20 protein-coding genes are annotated in these 22,588 nt (G+C 50.1%); 2 read left to right on the top strand and 18 right to left on the bottom strand.

The window, feature by feature from the left end; translation table 11 throughout:
• Window positions 1–34: 34 nt before the first annotated feature.
• The 18 genes from WH45_RS22920 to rpiA all read right to left on the bottom strand — a co-directional run bounded on the left by WH45_RS22920 (window position 35) and on the right by rpiA (window position 20,013).
• Window positions 35–826 (bottom strand): nucleotidyltransferase family protein, encoded by a 792-nt coding sequence (locus tag WH45_RS22920; RefSeq protein ID WP_052723806.1) that lies wholly within the window; start codon window positions 824–826, stop codon window positions 35–37.
• Entirely contained in the window at window positions 792–1,904 is a 1,113-nt protein-coding gene (locus tag WH45_RS15325) for an XdhC family protein (RefSeq protein WP_052723805.1), read from the bottom strand. The genes WH45_RS22920 and WH45_RS15325 overlap by 35 nt, the downstream gene beginning before the upstream one ends.
• Before the next feature lie 116 nt (window positions 1,905–2,020).
• Entirely contained in the window at window positions 2,021–3,346 is a 1,326-nt protein-coding gene (locus WH45_RS15320) for a 5'-deoxyadenosine deaminase (protein WP_046215301.1), read from the bottom strand.
• Window positions 3,347–3,840: 494 nt separating this feature from the next.
• Complete coding sequence (ggt, locus tag WH45_RS15315; protein WP_200897725.1) at window positions 3,841–5,430, bottom strand: gamma-glutamyltransferase; 1,590 nt, start codon at window positions 5,428–5,430, stop codon at window positions 3,841–3,843.
• A complete protein-coding gene (locus WH45_RS15310; protein WP_046215300.1) occupies window positions 5,430–6,683 on the bottom strand; it encodes a pyridoxal-phosphate-dependent aminotransferase family protein in 1,254 nt (417 codons plus the stop codon). The genes ggt and WH45_RS15310 overlap by 1 nt, the downstream gene beginning before the upstream one ends.
• On the bottom strand, window positions 6,670–7,944 hold the full coding sequence (locus WH45_RS15305; protein ID WP_046215299.1) for a M20 family metallo-hydrolase: 1,275 nt from the start codon (window positions 7,942–7,944) through the stop codon (window positions 6,670–6,672). The genes WH45_RS15310 and WH45_RS15305 overlap by 14 nt, the downstream gene beginning before the upstream one ends.
• A complete protein-coding gene (gene allB, locus WH45_RS15300) occupies window positions 7,937–9,331 on the bottom strand; it encodes an allantoinase AllB (RefSeq protein ID WP_046215298.1) in 1,395 nt (464 codons plus the stop codon). The genes WH45_RS15305 and allB overlap by 8 nt, the downstream gene beginning before the upstream one ends.
• 82 nt (window positions 9,332–9,413) lie before the next feature.
• A complete protein-coding gene (gene uraH, locus WH45_RS15295; protein WP_046215297.1) occupies window positions 9,414–9,761 on the bottom strand; it encodes a hydroxyisourate hydrolase in 348 nt (115 codons plus the stop codon).
• On the bottom strand, window positions 9,758–10,270 hold the full coding sequence (gene uraD / locus WH45_RS15290; RefSeq protein ID WP_046215296.1) for a 2-oxo-4-hydroxy-4-carboxy-5-ureidoimidazoline decarboxylase: 513 nt from the start codon (window positions 10,268–10,270) through the stop codon (window positions 9,758–9,760). The genes uraH and uraD overlap by 4 nt, the downstream gene beginning before the upstream one ends.
• Window positions 10,271–10,553: 283 nt before the next feature.
• On the bottom strand, window positions 10,554–12,146 hold the full coding sequence (locus WH45_RS15285; protein WP_046215295.1) for a PucR family transcriptional regulator: 1,593 nt from the start codon (window positions 12,144–12,146) through the stop codon (window positions 10,554–10,556).
• Between the two features lie 389 nt (window positions 12,147–12,535).
• A complete protein-coding gene (locus WH45_RS15280) occupies window positions 12,536–12,991 on the bottom strand; it encodes a GNAT family N-acetyltransferase (RefSeq protein WP_046215294.1) in 456 nt (151 codons plus the stop codon).
• A gap of 41 nt (window positions 12,992–13,032) precedes the next feature.
• Window positions 13,033–13,788, bottom strand: coding sequence for a class I SAM-dependent methyltransferase (locus WH45_RS15275; protein ID WP_046215293.1), 756 nt, complete (start codon window positions 13,786–13,788; stop codon window positions 13,033–13,035).
• Between the two features lie 300 nt (window positions 13,789–14,088).
• Window positions 14,089–15,828 (bottom strand): ATP-binding protein, encoded by a 1,740-nt coding sequence (locus WH45_RS15270; protein ID WP_082096855.1) that lies wholly within the window; start codon window positions 15,826–15,828, stop codon window positions 14,089–14,091.
• 30 nt (window positions 15,829–15,858) lie between these two features.
• Entirely contained in the window at window positions 15,859–16,938 is a 1,080-nt protein-coding gene (locus tag WH45_RS15265) for a cobalamin B12-binding domain-containing protein (protein WP_046215291.1), read from the bottom strand.
• 35 nt (window positions 16,939–16,973) lie between these two features.
• Entirely contained in the window at window positions 16,974–17,279 is a 306-nt protein-coding gene (locus WH45_RS15260) for an antibiotic biosynthesis monooxygenase family protein (RefSeq protein ID WP_046215290.1), read from the bottom strand.
• A 496-nt stretch (window positions 17,280–17,775) separates the two neighbouring features.
• Complete coding sequence (locus WH45_RS15255; RefSeq protein ID WP_407668033.1) at window positions 17,776–18,258, bottom strand: MarR family winged helix-turn-helix transcriptional regulator; 483 nt, start codon at window positions 18,256–18,258, stop codon at window positions 17,776–17,778.
• 179 nt (window positions 18,259–18,437) lie between these two features.
• On the bottom strand, window positions 18,438–19,064 hold the full coding sequence (locus WH45_RS15250; RefSeq protein ID WP_046215289.1) for an FMN-dependent NADH-azoreductase: 627 nt from the start codon (window positions 19,062–19,064) through the stop codon (window positions 18,438–18,440).
• A gap of 271 nt (window positions 19,065–19,335) precedes the next feature.
• Window positions 19,336–20,013 (bottom strand): ribose-5-phosphate isomerase RpiA, encoded by a 678-nt coding sequence (rpiA, locus tag WH45_RS15245; RefSeq protein ID WP_046215288.1) that lies wholly within the window; start codon window positions 20,011–20,013, stop codon window positions 19,336–19,338.
• A gap of 180 nt (window positions 20,014–20,193) precedes the next feature.
• Here rpiA and WH45_RS15240 point away from each other — a divergent pair, with 180 nt between their 5' ends.
• The gene (locus WH45_RS15240; RefSeq protein ID WP_046215287.1) at window positions 20,194–20,391 is read left to right on the top strand and encodes a hypothetical protein; all 198 of its coding nucleotides are present in this window, start codon (window positions 20,194–20,196) and stop codon (window positions 20,389–20,391) included.
• Between the two features lie 420 nt (window positions 20,392–20,811).
• The gene (locus tag WH45_RS15235; RefSeq protein WP_046215286.1) at window positions 20,812–22,569 is read left to right on the top strand and encodes a methyl-accepting chemotaxis protein; all 1,758 of its coding nucleotides are present in this window, start codon (window positions 20,812–20,814) and stop codon (window positions 22,567–22,569) included.
• Window positions 22,570–22,588: the final 19 nt, after the last annotated feature.

Below are 22,588 nucleotides of genomic sequence, written 5' to 3'. Positions count from 1 at the left end.
TAAATGATTCAACAAATAACAAAAACACTCCGGATTATCCAGCATTCAAGGAGTGTTTGATATGGTCGCGTATATGCTGCAGGGCTTCCGGTGTATCCGTATCCCAGAAATGATAGGCGGCATACTGCAGAGTCTGTCCCTGTAGATCAGGCTGCCGGAGCAGCTTTCTCGCTCCCTGATCTCCGGTTAGTTCATCCAGCCTGTTCCAGATACGGCGTGCCAGAATGACAGGTGGCTGAGCCTGCTGACCATCCGAGGCAGCCATATAATCCAGTGCCTCCCCGGCGTGCTGCCAGGATTTCATCATATCTGCCAGCATTGGCGCATCAATGAGCGGCTGATCGGCCAGCAGGATCATTACTGCATCGGCGGCTGACTGCCGAATCTGCTGCATGCCGCAGCGGATGGAATAGGACATGCCCCTGTCTGCTTCGGCACATTCTGCGGCAAACCATCCATCCGTACGGCAGCACCACTGCTGCACTTCCCTCTGCCATGCTTCGGAAGAATGAGGGGCATGCACAATAACGACCGGGGACAGCTGACCTTCGGAATGTATGACACTCAGCACGCTACCCCCCACACTGATTGACTGGTCGGAGGCAGATCGTCGACCTTCTACTGTCTGTTCCTGCTCTGTATGCTCCTGTACTCGGTCTCCGGCAGCAAGGGCTGTATGGTCGCCATCATTCTCTTGTGGATAATTAGGCAAATCAACCTGCCCTGCAGCTGCACCATTTGGATGTGGACAGAGCGGTAAAGAGAGCTTGTCTCTGCCCATCCGGCTGCTTCTACCTGCTGCCAGTACCAATCCGGCGATATGCATGAGCAGATCCCTCCCTCGGTTGCGGCTTACGATCCCTTTTGACGGCAATTAATTCGGCTGCAATGCTGATCGCAATCTCATCGGGTCCATCCGCTCCAATCGAAAGTCCAACCGGGGAATGCACATGAGGATAGGCAGGCAGCTGATCAAACAACCGTCTTGTTCGCTCGGATGATCCCATAATGCCGAGATACGCATAAGGACAATCCTCGATCAGCTCAATCCACTCCCTTTCTCGCGGGAAATTATGACTCATGAGCAGCATGTAATCACCGATCTGCGGAGAGATGCGGGTGTACAGTTCTGCCGGAAATCCGGTAATACAGACCGCACCGGGAAATCGCTCGTCGGTGCAGAGTGCTTCACGCCAATCTCCAACAACTACCCGAAATCCCGAAGCTTGCGCAAGCGAGCTGACGAGTCGACTGTCATCGCCTGCTCCAATCAGAATCAGACGCGGCTTGGGGCGGTAGGTACGGATGAACGTATACTTTTTATTCTCCATCGAAGGAGTATTGGCATATTCGGGATCGCGATTATGAGCGAGGAACAGGGTCTGGGAGACCCCAGGGGAAACGGCAGATGCAGATTCCTCCGTTAATGGTACGGACCGTGCTGGATCTCCAGGCTCGGCAGCGGTGGAAGACAGCCTGTACTCTACCTTCGGTCCATTTTCAACAAACGAACGGCTCAGCATGACTGCCTCTCCCTGCTCAAGCCGCTGATCAAGCGTCTCCAAAATATGTTCCAGTTCACCGCGTACCGGCTCCAGCAAAATATGGAGACATCCGCCGCAGCCGACATTCTCTCCCCATGACAGATCATCTGCCGGACGCATATCGTATTCCACCATCTGTACTGTGCAGCTGTTCCAGGCAGATTCCACCCGTCCGCACAGGTCTTCTTCCAGACAGCCGGGGCTGATCGTTCCATAGTGCCGTCCATCCTCGGTCAGCAGCATGGAGACGCCTTCCTTGCGGTAGGCATGACCCTGCACATGTACGACTGTAGCAAGAACGGTACGAATATGATGCTGACGTTCACGCCGGGCCATTACGCATAAATCCTTCATATCCATCGTCTTCAGCTCCCCTTTTCCAGATCGAATCCGCTATGAAAACTGCCTGCTCGTCCGCTCTCCAGTCAAGCCATCACCATTAAAAAATAGATTAAAACGTAAAAGTTCCTTTGCTATCAGCCAATCCGGCTCAGCAGCCGCTTGATCGAACGATCGGATTCACGCAGTACAATACTGCGGTCGATCGTCTTCACCTGACGGTTCTCAAAAACGATCTGGCCGTCAATAATGACCGTATCCACATTGCTGCGTGCAGCTGAGTAGACCACTCTGGAATACACATCCACATCATGAGAAGGAAACGTATGATAATCTTCCAGATCAAGCAGCACCAGATCCGCTTTTTTGCCCACTTCGAGGCTGCCGATTTCTTTGGACAGTCCCAGCACTTCCGCGCCGCCCATCGTCGCCATCCGTAGTACGGTACGTGCGTCCATCACAGTCGGACCATGCGGCACTTTCTGGATAAGCGCGGTCATGCGCATTTCCTGGAACATATCGAGATTGTTGTTGCACGGCGCTCCATCGGCTCCGATACCGACGTGAATATGACGGTTCATCAGATCGGGAATCTCTGCAATACCGGAAGACAGCTTCATGTTGGAGCCTGGACAATGGGTGACTTTGACCCCACGCCTGTGCAGAATCTGCTTCTCCTCTTCACTCAGCCAGACACAGTGCGCCAGAATGAGGCGCGGATTCGCCAGTCCGATATGATCCAGATAGACAATATTGCGCATGCCCCGCTCCTGCTCGACGAGTGCAATCTCGCCGCGGTTCTCCGAAGCATGGGTATGAACGCGCACATGATACTGGGCGGACAGATCACGCACTTCGGTCAGCAGCTTCTCCGTACAGGAGACGACGAAGCGCGGACAGAATGCATATTGGATGCGCCCTCCACCGAATCCGTTCCATTTTTCCAGCAGATCCACACTTTTTTGCAAAGATTCTTCGGTCTTTTCCTGCAGCGGCTCGGGTACATCATCTCCGTGATCCATCATCACCTTGCCAGAGATGACACGCAGACCGCTCTGTGCCATCGCCTGGAACGCTGAATCCGTATGGTGAACAGTCTCCATATCGCAGATCGTCGTTGTCCCGCTGGAAATGAGTTCGCCGATGCCCAGCAGCGCCGAATAGAAGATGGATTCTTCATCATGGGCAGCTTCCAGCGGCCAGATCCGTTTGCGCAGCCAGTCCATCAGCTCCATATCATCCGCCCGTCCCCGGAAAATGGTCTGGCACAGATGGATATGCGTCTGGATAAAGCCGGGCAGAAGCGTCTTGCCGCGCGCGTCAATCTCACGGTCGGCATAATCATCGAGATGAATGCCCATTTTGGCGATTTTGTTATTTTCAATCAGCAGATCGCCGGTAAACACTTCTTCGCTTGCGTTCATGGTTACGATTTGAGCTTGTCTGATCAGTATACTTGCCATTTCCGCTTCCCCCTCTGGTGTATGGCTGCTGCGACGTATATGGATGTGATGAGAGTCTGCGGCAGTTCATTGTTGGTTGTGCTGATTCTCTACTGTGGCTTCTATTTCTACATGGTATGTGTGGCAGATAAATAAAGAATGGGATGGATCTTGGTGGTTCACTCCAGAAAGGAATAAAGGCCTCTCCTCCGGTTAAGCCTGGAGATCTTGAACAGGTAGGCCTAAGGAAGATCTCCAGGCTTAAAGGTCGTCGATTGCCTTTATTTCCTTTCTTGCGTTCCGTGCTGGAGCCATCACTTTCTGTACATACTGGTTTTGAATGATGCATAAATTATAAGGAAATTAGAGCCGAGAACACTGGAAGGACTTCTAACACTTAGACCGTTTGTATTCTCTTTACCTTGTTCCGTTTTCGCTTCCTTCACTACTTTAATATCCCTATCGCCTCAGCTACCATCATCTTACTCCAGTACCGCTGCTTATCCGGCGATAGCTTATATGCCGATGGCCATGCCGTCGCTGCGGGGGTCGGCGGATCCGCTGAATAGGCCCTGGTCACTGATATGGATGCCCTGGGCCTCGCCCATCAGGGCATCGTAGTCGCGGACGGGTTCGACGGTGTGTCCGTAGGCTTCCAGTCTGGAATAGATATCTTCGTAAGAACGGTTCTCGATCTTCAGTGTATCGCTGAGTGTGCCCCAGGTACGTCCGTAGAGCCAGCGGGGCAGGGCGATAGCCTGTTGGATATTTAGCTTGTAATCAATGATGCCAGTCAGGATGGACAGCTGGGTCTGCGGTTGTCCTTCGCCGCCCTGTGTACCGAGCAGCAGGCAGGGTTTGCCGTTTTTGGTAACCATACCAGGCATGAGCGTGTGGAAAGTTCGCTTCCGCGGTTCCAATACATTCGGATGACGGTCGTCTAGGGAGAAGAAGGAACCCCGATTTTGCAAAATGACACCTTGTCCTCCCGGTACATACGCTGATCCAAAATCAAAATACAGACTCTGAATAAACGAAACGGCATTGCCTTCTTCATCCGTTACGGCTGCATAGGCGGTATCCTGTCCCATCGCAGCGGACAGATGATCTGCTGCCTGCGGCTGGTACTGCATTTCATGCCATAATTCCTGCGCATATTCCTTGGAGAGCAGCCGTTCGAGCGGGATATCGCGGAATCCCGGATCGGTCAGATAACGGTCCCGGTCGCGAAAAGCCTTCTTGACCGTCTCGGTCATCAGATGGTAGAACTCCGGCGAGAAGCGCGCCACAGCCGACAGATCGGTCTGCTCCAGCATATTGAGCATCATCAACAACGAAAATCCCTGCGTATTGGGCGGCAGCTGATGCACTTCATGCCCCCGGTAGGTAGTGGAGATGGGATCTACCCATTCTCCCCGATGCGCGGCAAAGTCTGCGGCAGTCAGCAGGCTGCCATCCTGCTCAGCCGCCTGACCGATCTGCTGTCCCAGCATACCTGCATACATATAGTCGCTTCCCTGCTCGGCGATTCCCTGCAGTGCGGCTGCCAGCTCCGGCTGCACGACCCAATCTCCTTCTTCCAATGGCCGTCCTTGCCGCAGAAAAGTTCGATACAGATAAGGGTCCGCCTGCAGCCACTCCAGATCACGCACCGTCCAGCGGGCCAGACTCGGTGAAGCCGGGAATCCTTCTTTCGCATAACGAATAGCCGGCTGCATCACTTCTGTCCAGGGCAGACGTCCATATCTTTTCCAGACCGCTTCCCAGGCATCGACCATCCCCGGTACGGTGACAGCAGATAGTGGTCCACGCTGTGGAATGGATGTATATCCTTTGCCCAGATACCACTGGGGTACAGCTCCTGCTGCAGAGCGTCCGCTACCGTTATAGGCTTTGATCTCTCCTGTTCGGCCGTCATGAATAAGGAAAAAGGCATCTCCGCCCGGCCCGGTCATATGCGGATACACGACACCGAGTACCGCACTGACAGCGACAGCTGCATCGATGGCATTACCGCCGGATTGTAATATAAAGGCACCGGTCTGACTGGCCAGATAATGAGGCGCAGCGACCATGCCTTTGCGTGAGAGGGGCATGATATTCATCAGCACGTCACTTCCTCCTTGCCGGCATAGACATCCAGCGCAGCCTGTACCCCCTCGCCCGCCGGCAGCTTCAGACCATGCCGCAGCAAAGTCGCTTCCAGCGCTCCCAGCACATGCAGCACATTTTTGCGGCTGCTGCTGTAGCCCATGCTGCCGATCCGCCAGATTCTGCCTTTGAGCGGACCGAATGAACTGGCGATCTCGATGCCAAAGTCCTCCAGCAGCATGGAGCGGACACTCTCGCCATCGATTCCCGCCGGAATCTCGATACAGGTAACGACCGGCAGGCGGGCCTCATCATTGCCGAACAGCTGCAGTCCCATTCCCCGTACACCGGCTACAATAGCTGCTCCGTTCTCCCTGTGGCGGGCAAAGCGCGCCTCCAGTCCTTCCTCCAGTAGAATGCGCAGCCCTTCCCGCAGTGCATACAGCATCGAAGTTGCCTCGGTATGATGATTTAACCGGGCCGGGCTCCAGTAGTCCTGCAGCTGGGCCAGATCAAGATAATTGCTGGCAATGCGACTTCTGCCCGATACGGAAGCCGGCTGGAAATCGGATGCGCTGCGCAGTCCGCGTTCGATGCTTTTACGGGCCAGCAGCTTGCGCTCTATCCGGTCATTGTAAGTGAGCGGCGCCATCCCCGCCGGAACCGACAGGCATTTCTGGGTGCCGCCCATAACCGCATCAATCTTCCAATCATCCGCATATACCGGTACACCGCCGATCGTAGCGACGGCATCGACGACGAACAACACATCCATTTCCCGGCAGTAATGCCCGATCTCCTGCAGCGGCTGCATACATCCGGTCGACGTCTCTCCATGCACCATCGCTACCAGTGCCGGACGATACTGACGGATCGCGCCAATGACCTGTTCCGGGTCAAATACCGTTCCCCACTCTGCTTCGATCGTGATCACTTCCGCACCACAGCGTTCGGCAATCTCGGTGAGCAGATGTCCGAATCGACCATAAATAGGCACAAGCACCCGATCTCCCGGTTCAATCAGACTGACCAGAACCGCTTCCAGACCGGAGCGTGAAGTGCCGTCTACCGGATAGCACCATTGATTGCCGGTAACGAACAGCTCACGCAGCATTTCCATCGTCTCATTCATCAGATCGGTAAAGGCGGGATCAAACTGTCCCAGGATCGGATAGGACATTGCCCGGAGTACACGCGGGTCCACTTCAACCGGACCGGGCGTCATAATCGTACGCGGCGGCGGTGCAAGATCTTTATAACGTTTCATGGCAGTCACCTCGGTAAGCATATTGATATAACCATTCTGTCAGTACGCGGAATCCCTGCATCAAATCTTCATTAGCCGTATATTCCAGCGGGTTATGGCTAATTCCCTCCCGGCTGGGTACAAAAATCATCGCTGCCGGACGCCGAGCACCCATGATCTGGGCATCATGCCCGGCACCGCTTGGCATGGTCCGGTGAGCAATCCCGGATGATGTACAGATCTGCTGCAAATCGGCGATAATCTCCGAATGCATTAGCACTGGATCAACATTCAGATGTTCCTCCCAATCCATTTCGAGTCCTTCCTGCCGGGCAATCTCTGTTAAATCATGCTGGAGCATGGACGTATATTCATCCAGCGCCTTCACATCGAGATGACGAATATCCAGTGTAAATGAAGTCGCTCCAGCAATCACATTCGATACACCCGGGGAAGGCTGGATCGAGCCGACCGTCGCGACAAGCGGATCACCGGCTTCCAGGGCGGAGCGGCGAATCCGGACAATCATCTCTGCCGCAATGGCAAGGGCATCACGGCGCCAGCCCATCGGAGTCGTGCCGGCATGATTGCTTTCCCCTTTGACCGCTACCCGGATTCGCCGCTGGCCGACGATACCGTTCACGATGCCAATCGCCTGATGGCTGCGCTCCAGTACACATCCCTGTTCTATATGAAGCTCCACATAAGTATCCCAGCTGCGCTTACACTGGATATGCGGTGAATCCGGGCCAAATCCCGCTTTCCTCATCGCCTGTTCCAGCGTGATTCCGTCTCTGTCACAGACAGCCGGAATCCGGTCCATGCTATAGTTCCCGGCTATATTGCCCGATCCCCAGTACGTCAGCGGAAAGCGGCTGCCTTCCTCCTCGCAAAAGGACACCACTTCAATCGTCCGTACCGGCGGACCGTACATTTCCTGCAGATACGTAAGTGCCAGTATACCGGCGACCACTCCATAGGCTCCATCGTATTTGCCTCCACAGATCACGGTATCGATATGAGAACCGGTAACAACCGGCAGCAAATCGGGATCGGTCCCCGCGAGTCGGCCGGTCAGGTTGCCTGCCTGATCATAAAAGGCGTCCAGACCGTGTTCCTTCATATAAGCAGACAGCGCATCCTGCGCAGCCACCCACTCGGGCGTATACAGCAGCCGGGTGACACCTCCCTGTTCATCTGCGCCATAACCGGACAGCCATTCCAGTATATGGTTCATTTTGGCACTGTACTGCTCCAGTAGCGTTATCGTCTGTTCAGCCATGGACGACACCTCCAGTCTGACGGACGACGAAGCGGCCGGCTTGGCTGCCCGTCAGGCCCTGCTGATGTTCGTATACCGTACAACCTCTTACGAGCGTACGCACAATATGCAAAGAGAAGGAATACCCTGTATAAGGATTCTGCTTATGCCGATCCTGCAGATCACTCCCGGTGAGTTCATAGCTGCCTGCCAGATCGACCAGCACCAGATCCGCATCCATTCCTGCGGCGATCTTGCCTTTACAGTGCCCCAGTCCCAGCCGTTCGGCCGGCCGGGTAGCCAGCATCTGCATGAGCTGCGACAGCGCAATAGCACGTTCGTGATACCCTTGTTCCAGCATGAGCAGCAGAGTGCTCTGACCTCCGGATATTCCGCCCCAGGCGGTAAAAAAGTTATCCGTCTGCTTCATCACAGGCGGACATGGAGAATGATCGGATGCGATAATATCGATCAGTCCTGCGCTGACCGCCTCCCACAGCTGATTTTGCTGCTGCCTCGTTCTGAGAGGGGGAGCGCATTTGACCAGACTTCCCTGTTCCAGCATGGATTCTTCCGATAGCACCAGATAGTGCGGGCAAGTCTCTACGGTGACATCCATGCCTTCCACTTTGGCAGCGGTGATGATATCGACCGCCTCCCGGCTGCTGATATGTACAAAATGCAGTGCACAGCCGCTCTGGCGTGCCAAGGACAATGCCTGCTGTACCGCCAGCATTTCCGCTTCGATCGGGCGGGAATGCACATAATCCATAATGCCTGTCCGTCCACTCGCCTGCGCTTCGGCAGCCAGCACAGAGACCAGCTGTTCATCTTCGGCATGCAATGCTAACACCTGTCCCAGCCGGGCAATCTCGGTCATACCTTCCAACAGGGTCTGCTCATCCGCCCGGGTGAAGATATCCTCGCCTTCTCCTCCCGGCTCTGACATAAAAGCTTTGAATCCGGCCACTCCGCCATCTGCCAATGCCTGCAGCTGATCGATATTGCCTTCCACCAGACCACCCCAGAGTGCATAATCCACATAAGAATGATTCTCGGCGGCATGCTTTTTGAGATCCAGATATTCCGGTCTGACAGTAGGTGGAACGCCATTGAGCGGCATATCCACATAGGTGGTGATCCCGCCTGCCGCCATTGCTGCCGATCCGGTCTCGAATCCTTCCCAGGTACCCAGCCCAGGTTCGTTAAAATGAACATGAATATCCACCGCTCCCGGAAGTACATGCAGTCCGGCAGCATCCATGACCGGTACATCCCCTGCTGCTGACAAAGGCGGCAGCAAGGCTTCAATCCGGCCATCTTTTATGGCAATATCCAACATCTCCACCCGATCCGGCAGGACAACCATTCCTCCTCTGATAACGCAATCCCAGATATTCGGCTGCATGACCCTTCCCCCTCTTCTGTCGACATCGTATGGCTGTATCCCTCTGCGGAATGCTTTGTGTATGTTCATTTCAAATCATCATCTAACTGCCTCTGTAGGTGCTGTAGCCACCCGGTGATAGCAGCAGCGGTATATGGTAATTCGCCTGTTCATCGGTAATGGTAAAACGGATCGGAATCCGATCCCATAGAGTGAGCGTTGTCTGACCTGTCTGAGCAGCCAGATAATCGCCTGCATGGAAAATCAGCTCATACATGCCGGGCTGCATTGTCTCACCGGATAGCAGCGGTTCGTCCAACCGCCCATCCGCATTGGTCGTTCCTGCCGCCAGCAGGGTATGAAAATCACCAGCATACAGCTCGACTCGCATTCTGACAGCAGGCCCTCCTTGCCCAAGATCCAGTACATGGGTAGTCAGTTTGCCGCTCATACCGCTATCCCGTGACGGCTCGCCCACTCCCGCAGCCGCAGGCCGACGATAATCTGTACCTGCTGGAGAGCTGTAGCAAACTCCTCGTCCTCCGGCTGACCGAGTCGCGCTTCCAGAGCGGCTACAATCTGATCAGCCGTTTTGCCTTTGACAGCCAGAATGAATGGAAAGCCATACGTATCCGTATACTTCTTATTTTCACGGGACAACCGCTCATACTGGTCGGCCGACAGATTCGTCAGCCCGGCACCTGCCTGTTCGGACTGTGAATGTTCACTCATCTGAATCCGGCTGCCCAGATCCGGATGCTGTCTTAGCAGCTCCAGCTGCTTCTCCCGACTGGATGACTGAACCACTTCGTTCATACTATCTAACATACCCTGTAAACTTGAGAACGGATTCTGTTCCCACGCCTGTTCAGCTACCCAGGAAGAATGTTCATACAATCCACCAAACTGCTGCAAAAACTCGTCCTTTGTCCATGAGTTCCATGGCTGCTCTGTTGTCATCACTGGTATCCACCCCATTTTATTCGTTATGATGAGATATTTTTATCATTGTACGTAAGGTTATTGAACATATCAACTAAAATAATTTTTATTTGTCATATAAAATAACATTGGATAACTGTTTTGTGTTCTGTGCCTAACGCCAACTATCAATTAACATAAAAAAACCTCATCAATCGAAGATTGCTCTTCTCGATGAGGCTGTTGGTCCCAAGCTATTTTCATTTTCATGTTTGATATGGAATCGATGGTTTCGTTCTTCCTACTAATTACCACGCTTGCCTCAGGACTGCTTGTGCTTCAGGAACTTGCGGAACGTAAAGACCATTTTAAGCTTCAACAGATCATTCGTTTTCTTAAAGTCCATCTGCAGCATGCTGCCGATTTTATCCATTCGGTAGGTTACGGTATTGCGGTGTACATACAGCTGCTTGGCCGCTTCATTGATTAGACCGTCATTCTCGACAAAAGCTTCCAGCGTACTCATCAGCACCTGATTCGGATCGCTGTCACGAATCATCAGCGGCTCCAGCACTTTGTGACAGTACGTCTCCATGATCTGCTCCGGCACATGCTGGAATACATAAGCAAACTCCACCGTATGGAACTGCAGCGCCATATGCCCCATGCCGAACCGCTTGGCCAGTTTGCGTGTCTCCGTCGCTTCCTGATAGGCTTCACGAAAAGAATCCGGCTTGAGCTTGATGTTGCTGATCCAGAAGCGCGGACTGCCGCCGCTGCTCGCCAGTCCGGCCATATCCTCAAACCGGTTCATCAGAAAAGCAGACAGCTCCTCTCCATAATCCCGCTCCGACGGACAGGCATAGATCGACAGAATTCCTTCTTCGACCCGGAAATGCTGGGACGGAAATAGCTGCATCAACGGATTATACTGCAGCTCCTGATGAATCTGCGCCAGCCTTTTCTCCGATGAAAACGCCTGCGGCTCCAGCGTGGTCATCACACATTGATACGGTCCCGGAAACAGATTCACTCCGAGCCGCTCTGCCCCCTGCATCAGATCCGTAAGAGAGATACGGCGGCTCAGATGCTCGGATACGAGTGTACGCATTCTCTCCTGAATGCCCGGATTAATATGTTCCCGGTATGTAGTGTCCATGTGAAATGCCAGTACTTCGGCTGCCTGCTGGAACAATTCCTCTTCTTCCTTGAGTGGCATCGCCGTATCGGTAAATACGAGCAAAAATCCATAATGCTCATCCCGCTGCATAATGGGCACCCGGTAGCAGCTGCCCTGATTCCATTTCACCCGTGTCAGCGCGATCTTCCAGGGCCAGCCCTGCAGCAATCCATCCTCCCGGCCTTCCCCGCTGTTGTACAGCACATGTCCACGCGAACCGATAATCGCTACCGGATACTGCAAAATAGTCTCCAGCACGGCAAATACATTGGTTTGGGAATTCTGGTTGAGGGCAAATTGCATCAGCTGCTTTTGCTTGGACAAAACCGACTGCAGCAGCTTGGTGCTGCGCTCATGTTCTACCTGGAACAGTGCATTCATCTGATCCGAAAAAGTAAATTCAAACGGAAGTTCCAGCAGTGGAAATTGCAGTCGATCCGCTTCCTCGATAATCATCTGGGGAATGACGTCCCAGAACCGGCCGAGTTTGACGCCCATGCCTGCACATCCGCGTTCATTCAATTTGCGCATCAGCTTGATTGCTTCTTCCTGGTTATCTTTCATTAGAAAAGCAGTAGTGAACAGCATCTCCCCACTTTTTACCCAATCGGCGATATCCGGTGCATCCATCACGTTCACCGACTTCATCAGCCGTGATGTTCCGCTGGCACCCGCAACCAGTCGCGCTTCCGAGAGCGGGTACACCGCCAACGCTTCCTGAACAGTCAATTGCATACGAATACCTCCCATTCACTTGACATAAGATGCTTGTTTGACTTATAAATCTTCCTGAAATTTCATTTCTCCGGCTTACAAACTTGAATATTGTCATGTATTATAACATACAAGTCAGCAAGCGTACTATATGGATAAATTATAAGGTGAGCTGTTCTTACCTATAAGCTCCTTCGTCAAATTCCTGTTTTAACTTTAAGGAGATATATTGTACCAACTTATCGAGCCAACAAAAAAAGCCTTTTGCCTGACCATTCTGTTTCTCTCAAAGAAAACAGACTGTCATAACAAAAGGCTTTGCTTTTACTATCGTACATTCTCGTTATACAGCCAAAGCAGCTCTAAAGTCTCTCTGTAGCCATACCTGCTTGCTGCCTGTTATTTACCCCTTACTCCTCTGACTCTTCTTCCTCCGCATGGAAAATGCAGACGAACTGCTCGGAAGCATCAGCTGCGCCAAAAGCATTTTCTCCCGTACCAATCACCGAGAAACCGATATTCCGGTAGAATTCGGCTCCCTCGGCATCCGCGTCCGCCATCAGCATTGCCGGCTTTTCCATAGCCAGCAGCTTCAGTATAATTCCGCGTCCATAGCCAAGTCCCCGCTCATTAGGAGCAATCGCCATATGCCGCACACGCAGCGCATCCGGCATCTCCTGATCCTGAGCACAGCCAATAACTCCAATCCATGCCCCATCTTCCAGATAGCCATACAGTCGCAGCTCAGGCTCTGTACGATATTGTTCAATCACAGCGTTCAGCACATCCTCATCCGGGAAAACGGCATAGGACAGCAGTTCACGCAGTTCGGGTTCATCCAGACGGTTATTAATTAATTCCAGCACAATGGTTCCTCCTGTTTGCTCATATCCACATCCTTACTATCTTACTCCTCCGGCTCTACCTGCTGCAACACATCCGGATGAGATTCTTGCGGTTCCTTGCAGACCGCATACGTAACCCAGTTGCCGCGCAGCTCGATATCCTTGTCGTCCTTGTTCTCTTCAATCGCCTGGGCGACCGCTTTGCGGGCCAGTACATTCCAGCCGGCATAGCTCTCATCCAGAATTTCCAGCAGACGCTCTGTACTCAGATTGAGTTCAATATTGCCTTCTTCCACCTGCTCCGTCTCCTGCTCTACCTGCTGCACAGACGAAGTCATCGAAATAAAGTGAATTCCGCCCATACGTGTACCTTCCTGCATATGTCCCAGTACACGCCGGAATGATTCTTCGGAAGACAGATGCTCCAGACAGCCTGTCGCGATAATATAGTCGCAGCTGTCCGGCTCGATTGAATAAGACTCCACATCATGCGTAACCGCCTTGATCCGATCCTGTACCTTATACTTGTCGGCATACTGCTGCAGCTGCTCAATCGCATCCTCCAGCAGATCTACACCGGTTACACTGCCGCCCTGCTTAAGCTGCTGAGCTACCGGGATGGCGTGTCGGCCTACGCCACAGGCCAGATCAAGCACATGAGGAGTCGGCGTATATTTGAGCAGACGCTCCAGCAGTTCCATAACCAGTGGTGTAGGCTGGGATATCCAGCTGCCTGATTCGAACAGTTCATTTTCTTTGTAAAATTGCTGATGATATTTAGCTTCCGATTCTCTCGCTGTATCAAAAGATGCGCACATCTATATCACTCCCGTTTCCGGACAGTACTCCCTGTCCCTGTAATTGAATCCCAAGATGCAGACGGGCTGTCTGCGCTCCATCTCCGGCAGCGCTGCCCGCTTCATTCACTTAAGTACCATTACCCACACCGGGAGATTTGCCTACATTACGTTTGGATTTACCATTCGTTCACCTGAAGTCTTTGCACTGTGTTAGCACCCTCTCTCTGGACTACGCGATATCCATCTGACTGCAGGCAAAAAAGAGCCTGTATGCATAGGGCATAACAGACTCTACTTTATAATAACAGGACCAGCATGCTAGTTAACCAGCTGTTCCAGTTCCTGCCGCGCCTTTTCGTAGGCGGGGAACAGTGCTTCAACCATATGGGACATTTCCTGCATTGCTTTCTGACGTGCTCTTTTCTCTATCTCGGATAAGAGCTGGGACAGATGATTGATACCGATACTGAGACTGCCGGATTTCAGTTCATGGGCGGCATCTGCCAGCGCCTCGGCATCCCCGTTAACAGCAAGCTTGCGAAGACGCTCCAGTTTGCCCGGTGTTTCGCTCTGATACATATCGATCAGGGTGCGCAGTACTTCCGGATCTCCTGCTTCATTCAGTTCCATAATTTCCTGAATCACACTCATGTCCAGAATTTTCTCGGTGACCGTCACGGGCAGCCATTTGTGCATGATTTTGGTCAGGCTATCCAGATTCACCGGCTTGGTCAAGATGTCATCCATACCTACATCCAGACAGCGCTGACGATCTTCCTGACTCGTATTGGCTGTCAGAGCAATAATAGGCACGGCTACACGCATCTCTGCCGCCTCCAGCTCACGAATTCTGCGGGTCGCCTGGAATCCGTCCATAACCGGCATCCGATTGTCCATGAACACCATCAGATAATTATGACTGAGATAAATGGATACGGCTTCCTGCCCATTGCTTGCCGTATGCACATCTGTAATTCCCATCTTTTTCAGTTGAAGCTGGATCACCTGGCTGTTGATCGGGTTATCTTCCACGATCAGAATCGGTTTCTCGATCTGACTAATGGCCAGAGAAGGCATCGAAGAATTTTCCTGACTGCCCGACTGCTCTGTGATTGCCTGTCTTGTCTGAACCAGCGGTTCGGCTTCTTTGATATTTTTCTTGAGCGGAATATCAAACCAGAACGTAGAACCTTTGCCTTTATCACTTTTCAAATCGATTGTCCCTTCCATTAACTCTACCAGCGATTTACAGATGGAGAGTCCCAGCCCGGTTCCTTCCACATCCTGCTGCTCCGGCCGTTCTGCTTGTGCATAAGGCTGGAATAGGTTCTTTTGATGATCCGGCGCAATACCGATGCCTGTATCAGACACTTCGATGTGGAGGAATTGTGAATTTGCACTATTTTCTTTTAACTGTATACTGATCTCAATTTTGCCGTTTTTGGTAAATTTATTCGCATTACTGAGCAGATTAAGGAGAATCTGACGAATTCGTCCGCTATCTCCAATCAGGTCACTCTCTACCCGGTAATCAATAAAGGCAGAAATGGTATTCTCATTCTCCCTTACCTTGGGCTCAATCAGACGAATAATATGATCCAGCAGCAGGCGCATATTTACCTTATCTTTCTGCAGCTGCATTTTGCCGGCTTCCATCTTGGAGAGGTCCAGCATATTATTAATCATACCCAGCAGCAGTTCTGCCGATTCCTGAATCAGCATCACCGAACGTTTCTGTTCCTCGGACAGATCGGAGGAGAGCAGAATCTCGGCCATACCAATAACACCATTCATCGGTGTACGTATTTCATGGGTCATAATCGCCAGAAAGCGTGCTCTGGCATGATTGGCGTGTACTGCTTCTTCCCTGGCTGCTTTTAGCTCTGCATTGCTTTTGGCCAGCAGACGCTGCAGATTAACCAGTTCACTGTTCATGGACGAGAATTCAGACAAAATTCGTTCTTCCTGGTGTTTGCTATTGATAATCTGGTGGGAAAGATCTTCAACCGTTTTTCGCAAAACCATGACTTCATGCTCTGCATTGGACATTGTATTCATCTTCCCTTCCCTATAATCCGGCTGATCCGATTATCCGAGTTGTACTGCAGGTATCAGAGTGTCAGCCAATTGAATCGCTGCATTCGCATCCGGAGCATAACCGTCAGCTCCCACCAGTTTCCAGAGACCCTGATCTATGTTAAAAGGCAGCCCTCCGACGATAATCTTCACATGCCGCGTCTTCTCGGAAGCCCGAATCTTCTCAATCAGCTCATGAGCCAGATGAACATGAAATGTCATCGTTACCGAGATGGCTACCATATCCGCTTCATAATCGACAATCGATTGAATCAGACTGTGATCCGGCACATTGGCACCCAGATAATACGTATCCCATCCGTCCATTTCAAAAAAATCGGTCAGCATGCGAATGCCAATTTCGTGTTGTTCATTGCCGACACAAGCGGATACGAGGCGACGGGATCTGCCCGTCCCTTCGGCCTGCAGCCAGTACGGATACAGACGGGAGATAATACTCTGGGTAGCTGCCGTGCAATAATGCTCCTGAGCAACATTGATCCGGCTGATCTGCCATAACCGTCCAATCTCGTACTGTACCTTCTGGAATATATGAATATAGATATCTTTTATGGAAGTTTCCTGATCGAGAAGAGTAAGAATGAGCGTATAGGCTTGTTTGCGATCTGCCTGCAGCAGATACTCCAGATATTCTCCTGCCTCCGTACCCAGTGGTGAATCGACAGTGATATAAGAGGTTTGAAGCTCTTCGGTTCGGACATGGTCGATTCCCATCTCCAGATAATTCATAACTTCGGATTTGTCATTGTGTTCGAAATGATCCAGCAGCACCTTTTTGATCGCAATCAGATTAACGATCAGATCCTCCTCGGTCACACGGTAACCGCTTAAAAGCAATTTGAGCCAAGAGATATAGTTCATGAACAAAGCAGGGCTCTTCATCAGTACGCTTTCGGCTAAATAACTTAAGCTGTACAAGGAATCCTGTTTTGTCCGCTCTCTACCCTTGGCTCCAAAACGTTGGTACAGATCCGGCTGCTTCAGGTACTGCATATGGGTAACCTGTTCAGCGAGCCGATCTGCTTCTATAATTAATTGTTCTCCTGCTGTTCCTTTTTCCTGTAGGGCCATTTGCGGACACCTCCTGCACCAACCCGTTAAGAGGACTACTCCGCACGTACCAGATAACGTCTAACAGTAGGCTTAATATCTGTTAATTCCTGATCCGGATACTTGCTTTCCAGTTCATGTATACGTTTGAAGTCGGAGCTCTGTACCCAGGCAATATAACTTTCCTTGCTGTCCCAGGTCATGTGAACGGTCAGTTCACCCGGTGTAATCTCACTCTGAAGAAGTTGAAACGATATGAAACCTGGCTGTCGGTCCACGGACCTGCTGCGGTTACGATAAATCTCCACCAGCTCTTCAGCCTTGTGTTCCGGTACATGGACGACCGACTGCACAATATACACGAAGTCATTTCCCCCCAAGCGAATTACGAGCTTATACCATATAAATGAGCCCGTCAAGTTAACTGCTTACAACTCCGTTGACCACCATTTATCCGTCTTTAGTGAAATTTTCCCATACATTGCCGAATTAAGCAAGTTCCTATACAACCAATTCCCTCCCGACCGCTAACTGTCTGTCTTATGTAAACCGGCGAAAATACGCGTCACTCAAGGGTTTAAGGAGCAATTTTTAGCGCAGCAAAAAAAACACAGGACATGTTGACCCTGTGTTAGCGTACTGTACACCATTTTGGATTAGCATCGATCTTCCTGATCACTGGTACCGAATCCGCATACAGGGTCTGTTCATATCCCCATACTTTCTTATAGTATGCAATCATTACTGAATACCTCTTCTTTCATTAAAGAAGAATAAGATAACAAGCGATTCCTGTCTAATGGATAAATGAACAACGATCAATGCAATAAAAAAGCCCAATCGGTAGAATTCTACCGATCAGACTGTTTTACCAGCAGCTGCAAAGCCCAATTTCTTGAGCAGTGGAATCACCTGAAGTTTCTCTTCGTGGTTCAATCCAGCCATGGCATTCTGAATCACTTTTTTGTGTCCGGCAAAAATGCTTTCAAAGAAATCCTTGCCCTGCTGGGTCAGTTCCGCGAAAATAACGCGGCGATCTTCCTCGCAGGCTCTGCGGCACAGCATATTTTTCTTTTCCAGCTTATCCACTACATACGTAATATTACCACTGGAGATCAGTACCTTCTCCCCGATCTTTTGCAGTGGCTGGGATGTCTCGCTATGATACAGGAAATCCAGTACCCCAAATTCGGTAGGATTCAGTCCATAGCTCTGAATATCACGGTGAATATGAGTCATAATAGATTGATACGTACGGGATAATACTATCAATAAATGAAGGGCTTCTTTCTCCTCCATATCTTCATTTTCCATATTGCTGCTGTTCATTTCGGCTTCCATTATACTTCCTCCTCTCTGCTAAAGACGGTCAGGCTGTCCTGCACCTTCCCCTTGAGTATATAAGAGCGCCTGCAAGAGTTCTTCTTTATTAATGAAATAAAGAATATGAACCAACTGTACAGACGCTACCTATTTTAACATATCACTTGCTTATTGCCTAAATGTTATTCAATCGTATATTAGAAACCTTTTGCAGTTTCAGCCGCTTTTTCCAGACCTTCAGCAACGATCTGCTGGGAACGGTCAGGGAATGCGTTGTGACCTTCGATAATGAACTTCTCAACATCGGTAATGCCCCAGAATCCGAGCAGTGTGCGTACATATCTGACAGCCAGTTCGATGTCTGCGCCAGGACCTTCCGAATAAACGCCACCACTTGCGTGCAGCAGCATTACTTTTTTGCCGCCAGCCAGTCCTACAGGACCTTCCGGAGTGTATTTGAATGTTTTGCCCGCTTGGGAAAGGTAGTCAAAGTATGTGTGCAGTACAGCCGGAACAGTGAAGTTCCACAGCGGGAAAGCAATAACGATTTTCTCGGCTGCCAGGAATTGGTTCATGTAACGGTTGATACGGTCTACAGCAGCCTGCTCTTCAGCACTAACTTCCATACCCTGGGCAGCCTTGAAGTTGGCACCCAGTACGAATGCGTCATAATAAGGTGGGTTCTCTGCGAACAGATCCAGTTCTTCCACTTCATCCTGAGGATGAGCTGCTTTGTAGCTGTTCAGGAAGGCTTCGTACAGTTGAACACTCACTGCCTGATCGGCAGGGCGGTTGTTTGCTTTGACAAATAATACTTTGGACATATTTGATTCTCTCCTTTGTTTTCACCGGAAATTATTAATTAGTAAATCTTAATTTAAAGATAGTGTAAAACATGATCTTTGTCAACTATAAATTTTCACTTTAAGATATCTTACCTTTATACAAAAATATCTCCCTGTACAACCTGCTTCAAAGCAGGTGTACCGGAAGATACTTTCAAATTTGAAATATTGTTTTTGCCATATAGGTTACTTTTCATTATAAATCAGCTGAATACATCCGATATACAATTTGTAGATCCGGCTGCTTTATTTACTTGCCTGCACGCAGAATTTCAATCGTACCGCTGTTATAAGCGATAACGGCTGTCGTAGCCATACCGATGAACAGCCCGTTGTCGACAACACCGGGAATATCGTTCAGCTGACGATGCATACGTGCCGGGTTCAGGATTTCCTTGAAATGACAGTCGACTGTGTAGTTGCCGTTATCCGTGATAAACACTTCTCCGGATTCCGTTTTGCGCAGCACCGGTGTGCAGCCCATACTTGCCAGCTTCTCGATCGTCCATTCATGGGCAAAAGTAACGACTTCAACCGGCAGGGGGAATGCACCCAGACGTTTTACCACTTTGTTATCTCCGGCCACAATCATCACCTGGCGGCTGCGTGCAGCGACAATCTTCTCACGCAGCAGTGCTCCACCGCCGCCTTTGATTAGATTTAAATCCGGGTCTACTTCGTCGGCGCCGTCAATTGTCAGATCAATCTGTCCCACTTCAGCAAAAGGAATAATGGGAATCGACATCTCTTTTGCCAGCTTTTCCGATTCGACCGATGTGGCTACCGCCTTGATATGTAAGCCCTGCTGTACGCGTTCTCCAAGTTTGCGAATGGCGTACACTGCTGTTGAACCGGTACCCAGTCCAACCATCATACCGTCTTCTACCCAATCGACTGCTTTTTCTGCAGCCAGCTGCTTGATATTCATGTTAACGTTTCACTCCATCACTCAAATTTGTATAATAGTCCTTGTTCGTGATTATCATGCATTTATCTGCAAATGTAGTCAGCTCATCCATGGATTTCATGGATCATTTGAACTATACTAGGGACTGGTGAATATACACTGTCCAATCCTGCCGATTCACAACTCAAAGGAGCCACTCATATGCGAACCGAAGACCAGATTAAATCCAAGCTAGGCGAATTGAACACGCAAAAAAGAAATCTGCAAGCTCGACTCTCCACCTTAACGCCGGAAGCTGTGGCTTACACTTCTCTGAATGAACAACTGGCAAGAATCAATGACATGACCACGATGCTGGAATGGGTGCTGGACCAGCCCCAGGGCAAATACCACGCTTGATTTGTTCTACGATACATTTTATCCCAAGTAAATCAGAATTACAAAATCAATTTGAAGCAGTTTTTATTAATCTTTTTGATTGCACCTATTGCAATTTTGGTAAATCGGTTATATCCTAATAGGCTAAAAAGACCATGTCATTAGAACTACTCACTTCCGTAAAAATAATTTTACTATATGCTATAACATAATTAGCAACAATTTCCGACATATTATCTTGTGCACGTCACCTACATGTCCGTCCTATTCTTGGAAATCAAGACATTCAGGTAAATCATTGTTTGAATATCAATGGTTCAAAATACCTAACTGACTTAGCTGGTATTGGATCTGCATCGTCGCACACCATGGTTACGGAGTTTCTTTTACAGGAGACCTTGTTATATTTGATTTTATTACCTTAAACAGGAGTGAAGAGCATTGAAGAAAATAGGCAGATTGTCCTTTTTCACGAAAAACTTATTAATCTCGGCAATTAACATTTTACTTATTGGTGTTATTTTGCTGGTCAGCAGTTACTTTACGCAGAAGACGATTCTGATCGATCAGCTGCATGGGCAGATTCAGGCAGTAACCGATACATTCGCACAGGGAATTACATCCCAGCAGGTACAGCAAGCCATGACTGAAAAAAGTTACGAAGGTGCTACACAGAGCGAGCTTCGTGCCTATCTCGACAACGTGAATAAATACAATCCTAATATTGCTCAAGCCTATGTATTTGGCACCGAGCTTGCCAATGGCAACCAGACTTCTCTCGTAGCCGTACCAACCAAGCTGATGGAAGCCCTCAAAGAAGGCAAAATGAACATTGGTGATCTGTATGAGCAACCAGAAACTATCGTTGATGGCGTCAAGGAAATGATGGCGACCGGCCAGACCACCTTTACAAGCTTCTACTCCGATGACTTTGGTCTCTGGACAACTATCCTGTATCCAATTAAAAACGCCAATGGTGAAATCTTTGCCTACTTTGGCGTCGATGCCGATGCAAGTGCAGTACCTGAAGGTCTTCATCAGCTGTTAGTACGTGGTATTACCATTATGGTTATCTTCCTGATCCTGATCTTCCTGGTACAATTCTTCATCGTACGCAGAACACTCGCTCCAATTCGCGAACTGATTCGTGGTATTGAAGAGGTCAGCAAGGGTAATCTCGATATTCATATCAAGACCGGCGAAGACGATCTTGGCGTTATCAATCATAAGTTCAACGAAATGGTTGCCAAGATGAACGGTGTAATTGTCAATGTTCAATCCGCTTCCAAGCAGGTTACCGAATCCGCGAAGATGCTGATGGATAGCGCATCCGATCACAGCAGCCGCTCCCTGACCCTGATTTCCAATATTCAGGAAATTGCCGACGGCATGAAATATCAGGAATCCGCTACCGAAGATACAGCCAAGTCCATGACTGAAGTATCCACTGTTATTCATACCATTGCTCGCAACTCTTCCAATGTATCGGATGAAGCGTATGCAATGGAACAGAAGTCTGCCAAAGGTAATGAAGTGGTTACCGAAGTCACCAACCAGATGACCCTGATCTCCGAATCCGTACACGAGACAGCCAAAGCGGTTGAGCTGCTGGAAAGCCGTTCCCAGGAAATCGGCAATATCCTTGGTATCATTACCGGAATCTCCGGCCAGACCAACCTGCTCGCTCTGAACGCATCGATCGAAGCTGCCCGTGTTGGTGAACATGGTAAAGGCTTTGCCGTTGTTGCCGGTGAAGTACGCAAATTGGCTGAACAGTCTGCTGAATCTGCCAACCAGATCAGCTCCCTGATCGCCGAGATTCAGACCGAGATTCAAAATGCCGTAACGTCCATGAAAAAAGGTACGCTTGAAGTGGAACAAGGCATGTCTATTGCTAACCAAACTGGCAAACTATTTGCCGATATCCACGATGCTACCAAGAAAGTAACCGAACAGATTCAGGACATTTCCAGTGCTACCCAGCAAATATCGGCCGGTACGGAAGAAATGACCGCTACAACGGAAAACCTGAAATCCACAGCAGCTGCAGCAGCGGCCAACAGTGCCAAAGTATCCGAACATGTGGAAAGTCAAAAAGCCACCGTCGTATCCACATCCGATGCAGCCAACCAGCTGTCCACGATGGCAGAGCAGCTGCAGGAACTGATTTCCCACTTCCACGTACGCAAAGTCGATTAATTATTGCTGAATCCACCAT

Source organism: Paenibacillus wulumuqiensis (genome assembly GCF_000971965.1).
Taxonomy (GTDB): Bacteria; Bacillota; Bacilli; order Paenibacillales; family Paenibacillaceae; genus Saccharibacillus; species Saccharibacillus wulumuqiensis.
The sequence above is the reverse complement of the archived record's forward strand: the minus strand, read 5'-3'. Positions and strand labels throughout refer to the sequence as shown.

Coding starts and splice junctions, on each gene's coding strand:
- WH45_RS22920 (WP_052723806.1), bottom strand. CDS start 826: ATGCATATCGCCGGATTGGTACTGGCAGCAGGTAGAAGCAGCCGGATG.
- WH45_RS15325 (WP_052723805.1), bottom strand. CDS start 1,904: ATGGATATGAAGGATTTATGCGTAATGGCCCGGCGTGAACGTCAGCAT.
- WH45_RS15320 (WP_046215301.1), bottom strand. CDS start 3,346: ATGGCAAGTATACTGATCAGACAAGCTCAAATCGTAACCATGAACGCA.
- ggt (WP_200897725.1), bottom strand. CDS start 5,430: ATGAATATCATGCCCCTCTCACGCAAAGGCATGGTCGCTGCGCCTCAT.
- WH45_RS15310 (WP_046215300.1), bottom strand. CDS start 6,683: ATGAAACGTTATAAAGATCTTGCACCGCCGCCGCGTACGATTATGACG.
- WH45_RS15305 (WP_046215299.1), bottom strand. CDS start 7,944: ATGGCTGAACAGACGATAACGCTACTGGAGCAGTACAGTGCCAAAATG.
- allB (WP_046215298.1), bottom strand. CDS start 9,331: ATGCAGCCGAATATCTGGGATTGCGTTATCAGAGGAGGAATGGTTGTC.
- uraH (WP_046215297.1), bottom strand. CDS start 9,761: ATGAGCGGCAAACTGACTACCCATGTACTGGATCTTGGGCAAGGAGGG.
- uraD (WP_046215296.1), bottom strand. CDS start 10,270: ATGACAACAGAGCAGCCATGGAACTCATGGACAAAGGACGAGTTTTTG.
- WH45_RS15285 (WP_046215295.1), bottom strand. CDS start 12,146: ATGCAATTGACTGTTCAGGAAGCGTTGGCGGTGTACCCGCTCTCGGAA.
- WH45_RS15275 (WP_046215293.1), bottom strand. CDS start 13,788: ATGTGCGCATCTTTTGATACAGCGAGAGAATCGGAAGCTAAATATCAT.
- WH45_RS15270 (WP_082096855.1), bottom strand. CDS start 15,828: ATGAATACAATGTCCAATGCAGAGCATGAAGTCATGGTTTTGCGAAAA.
- WH45_RS15265 (WP_046215291.1), bottom strand. CDS start 16,938: ATGGCCCTACAGGAAAAAGGAACAGCAGGAGAACAATTAATTATAGAA.
- WH45_RS15255 (WP_407668033.1), bottom strand. CDS start 18,258: ATGGAAGCCGAAATGAACAGCAGCAATATGGAAAATGAAGATATGGAG.
- WH45_RS15250 (WP_046215289.1), bottom strand. CDS start 19,064: ATGTCCAAAGTATTATTTGTCAAAGCAAACAACCGCCCTGCCGATCAG.
- rpiA (WP_046215288.1), bottom strand. CDS start 20,013: ATGAATATCAAGCAGCTGGCTGCAGAAAAAGCAGTCGATTGGGTAGAA.
- WH45_RS15240 (WP_046215287.1), top strand. CDS start 20,194: ATGCGAACCGAAGACCAGATTAAATCCAAGCTAGGCGAATTGAACACG.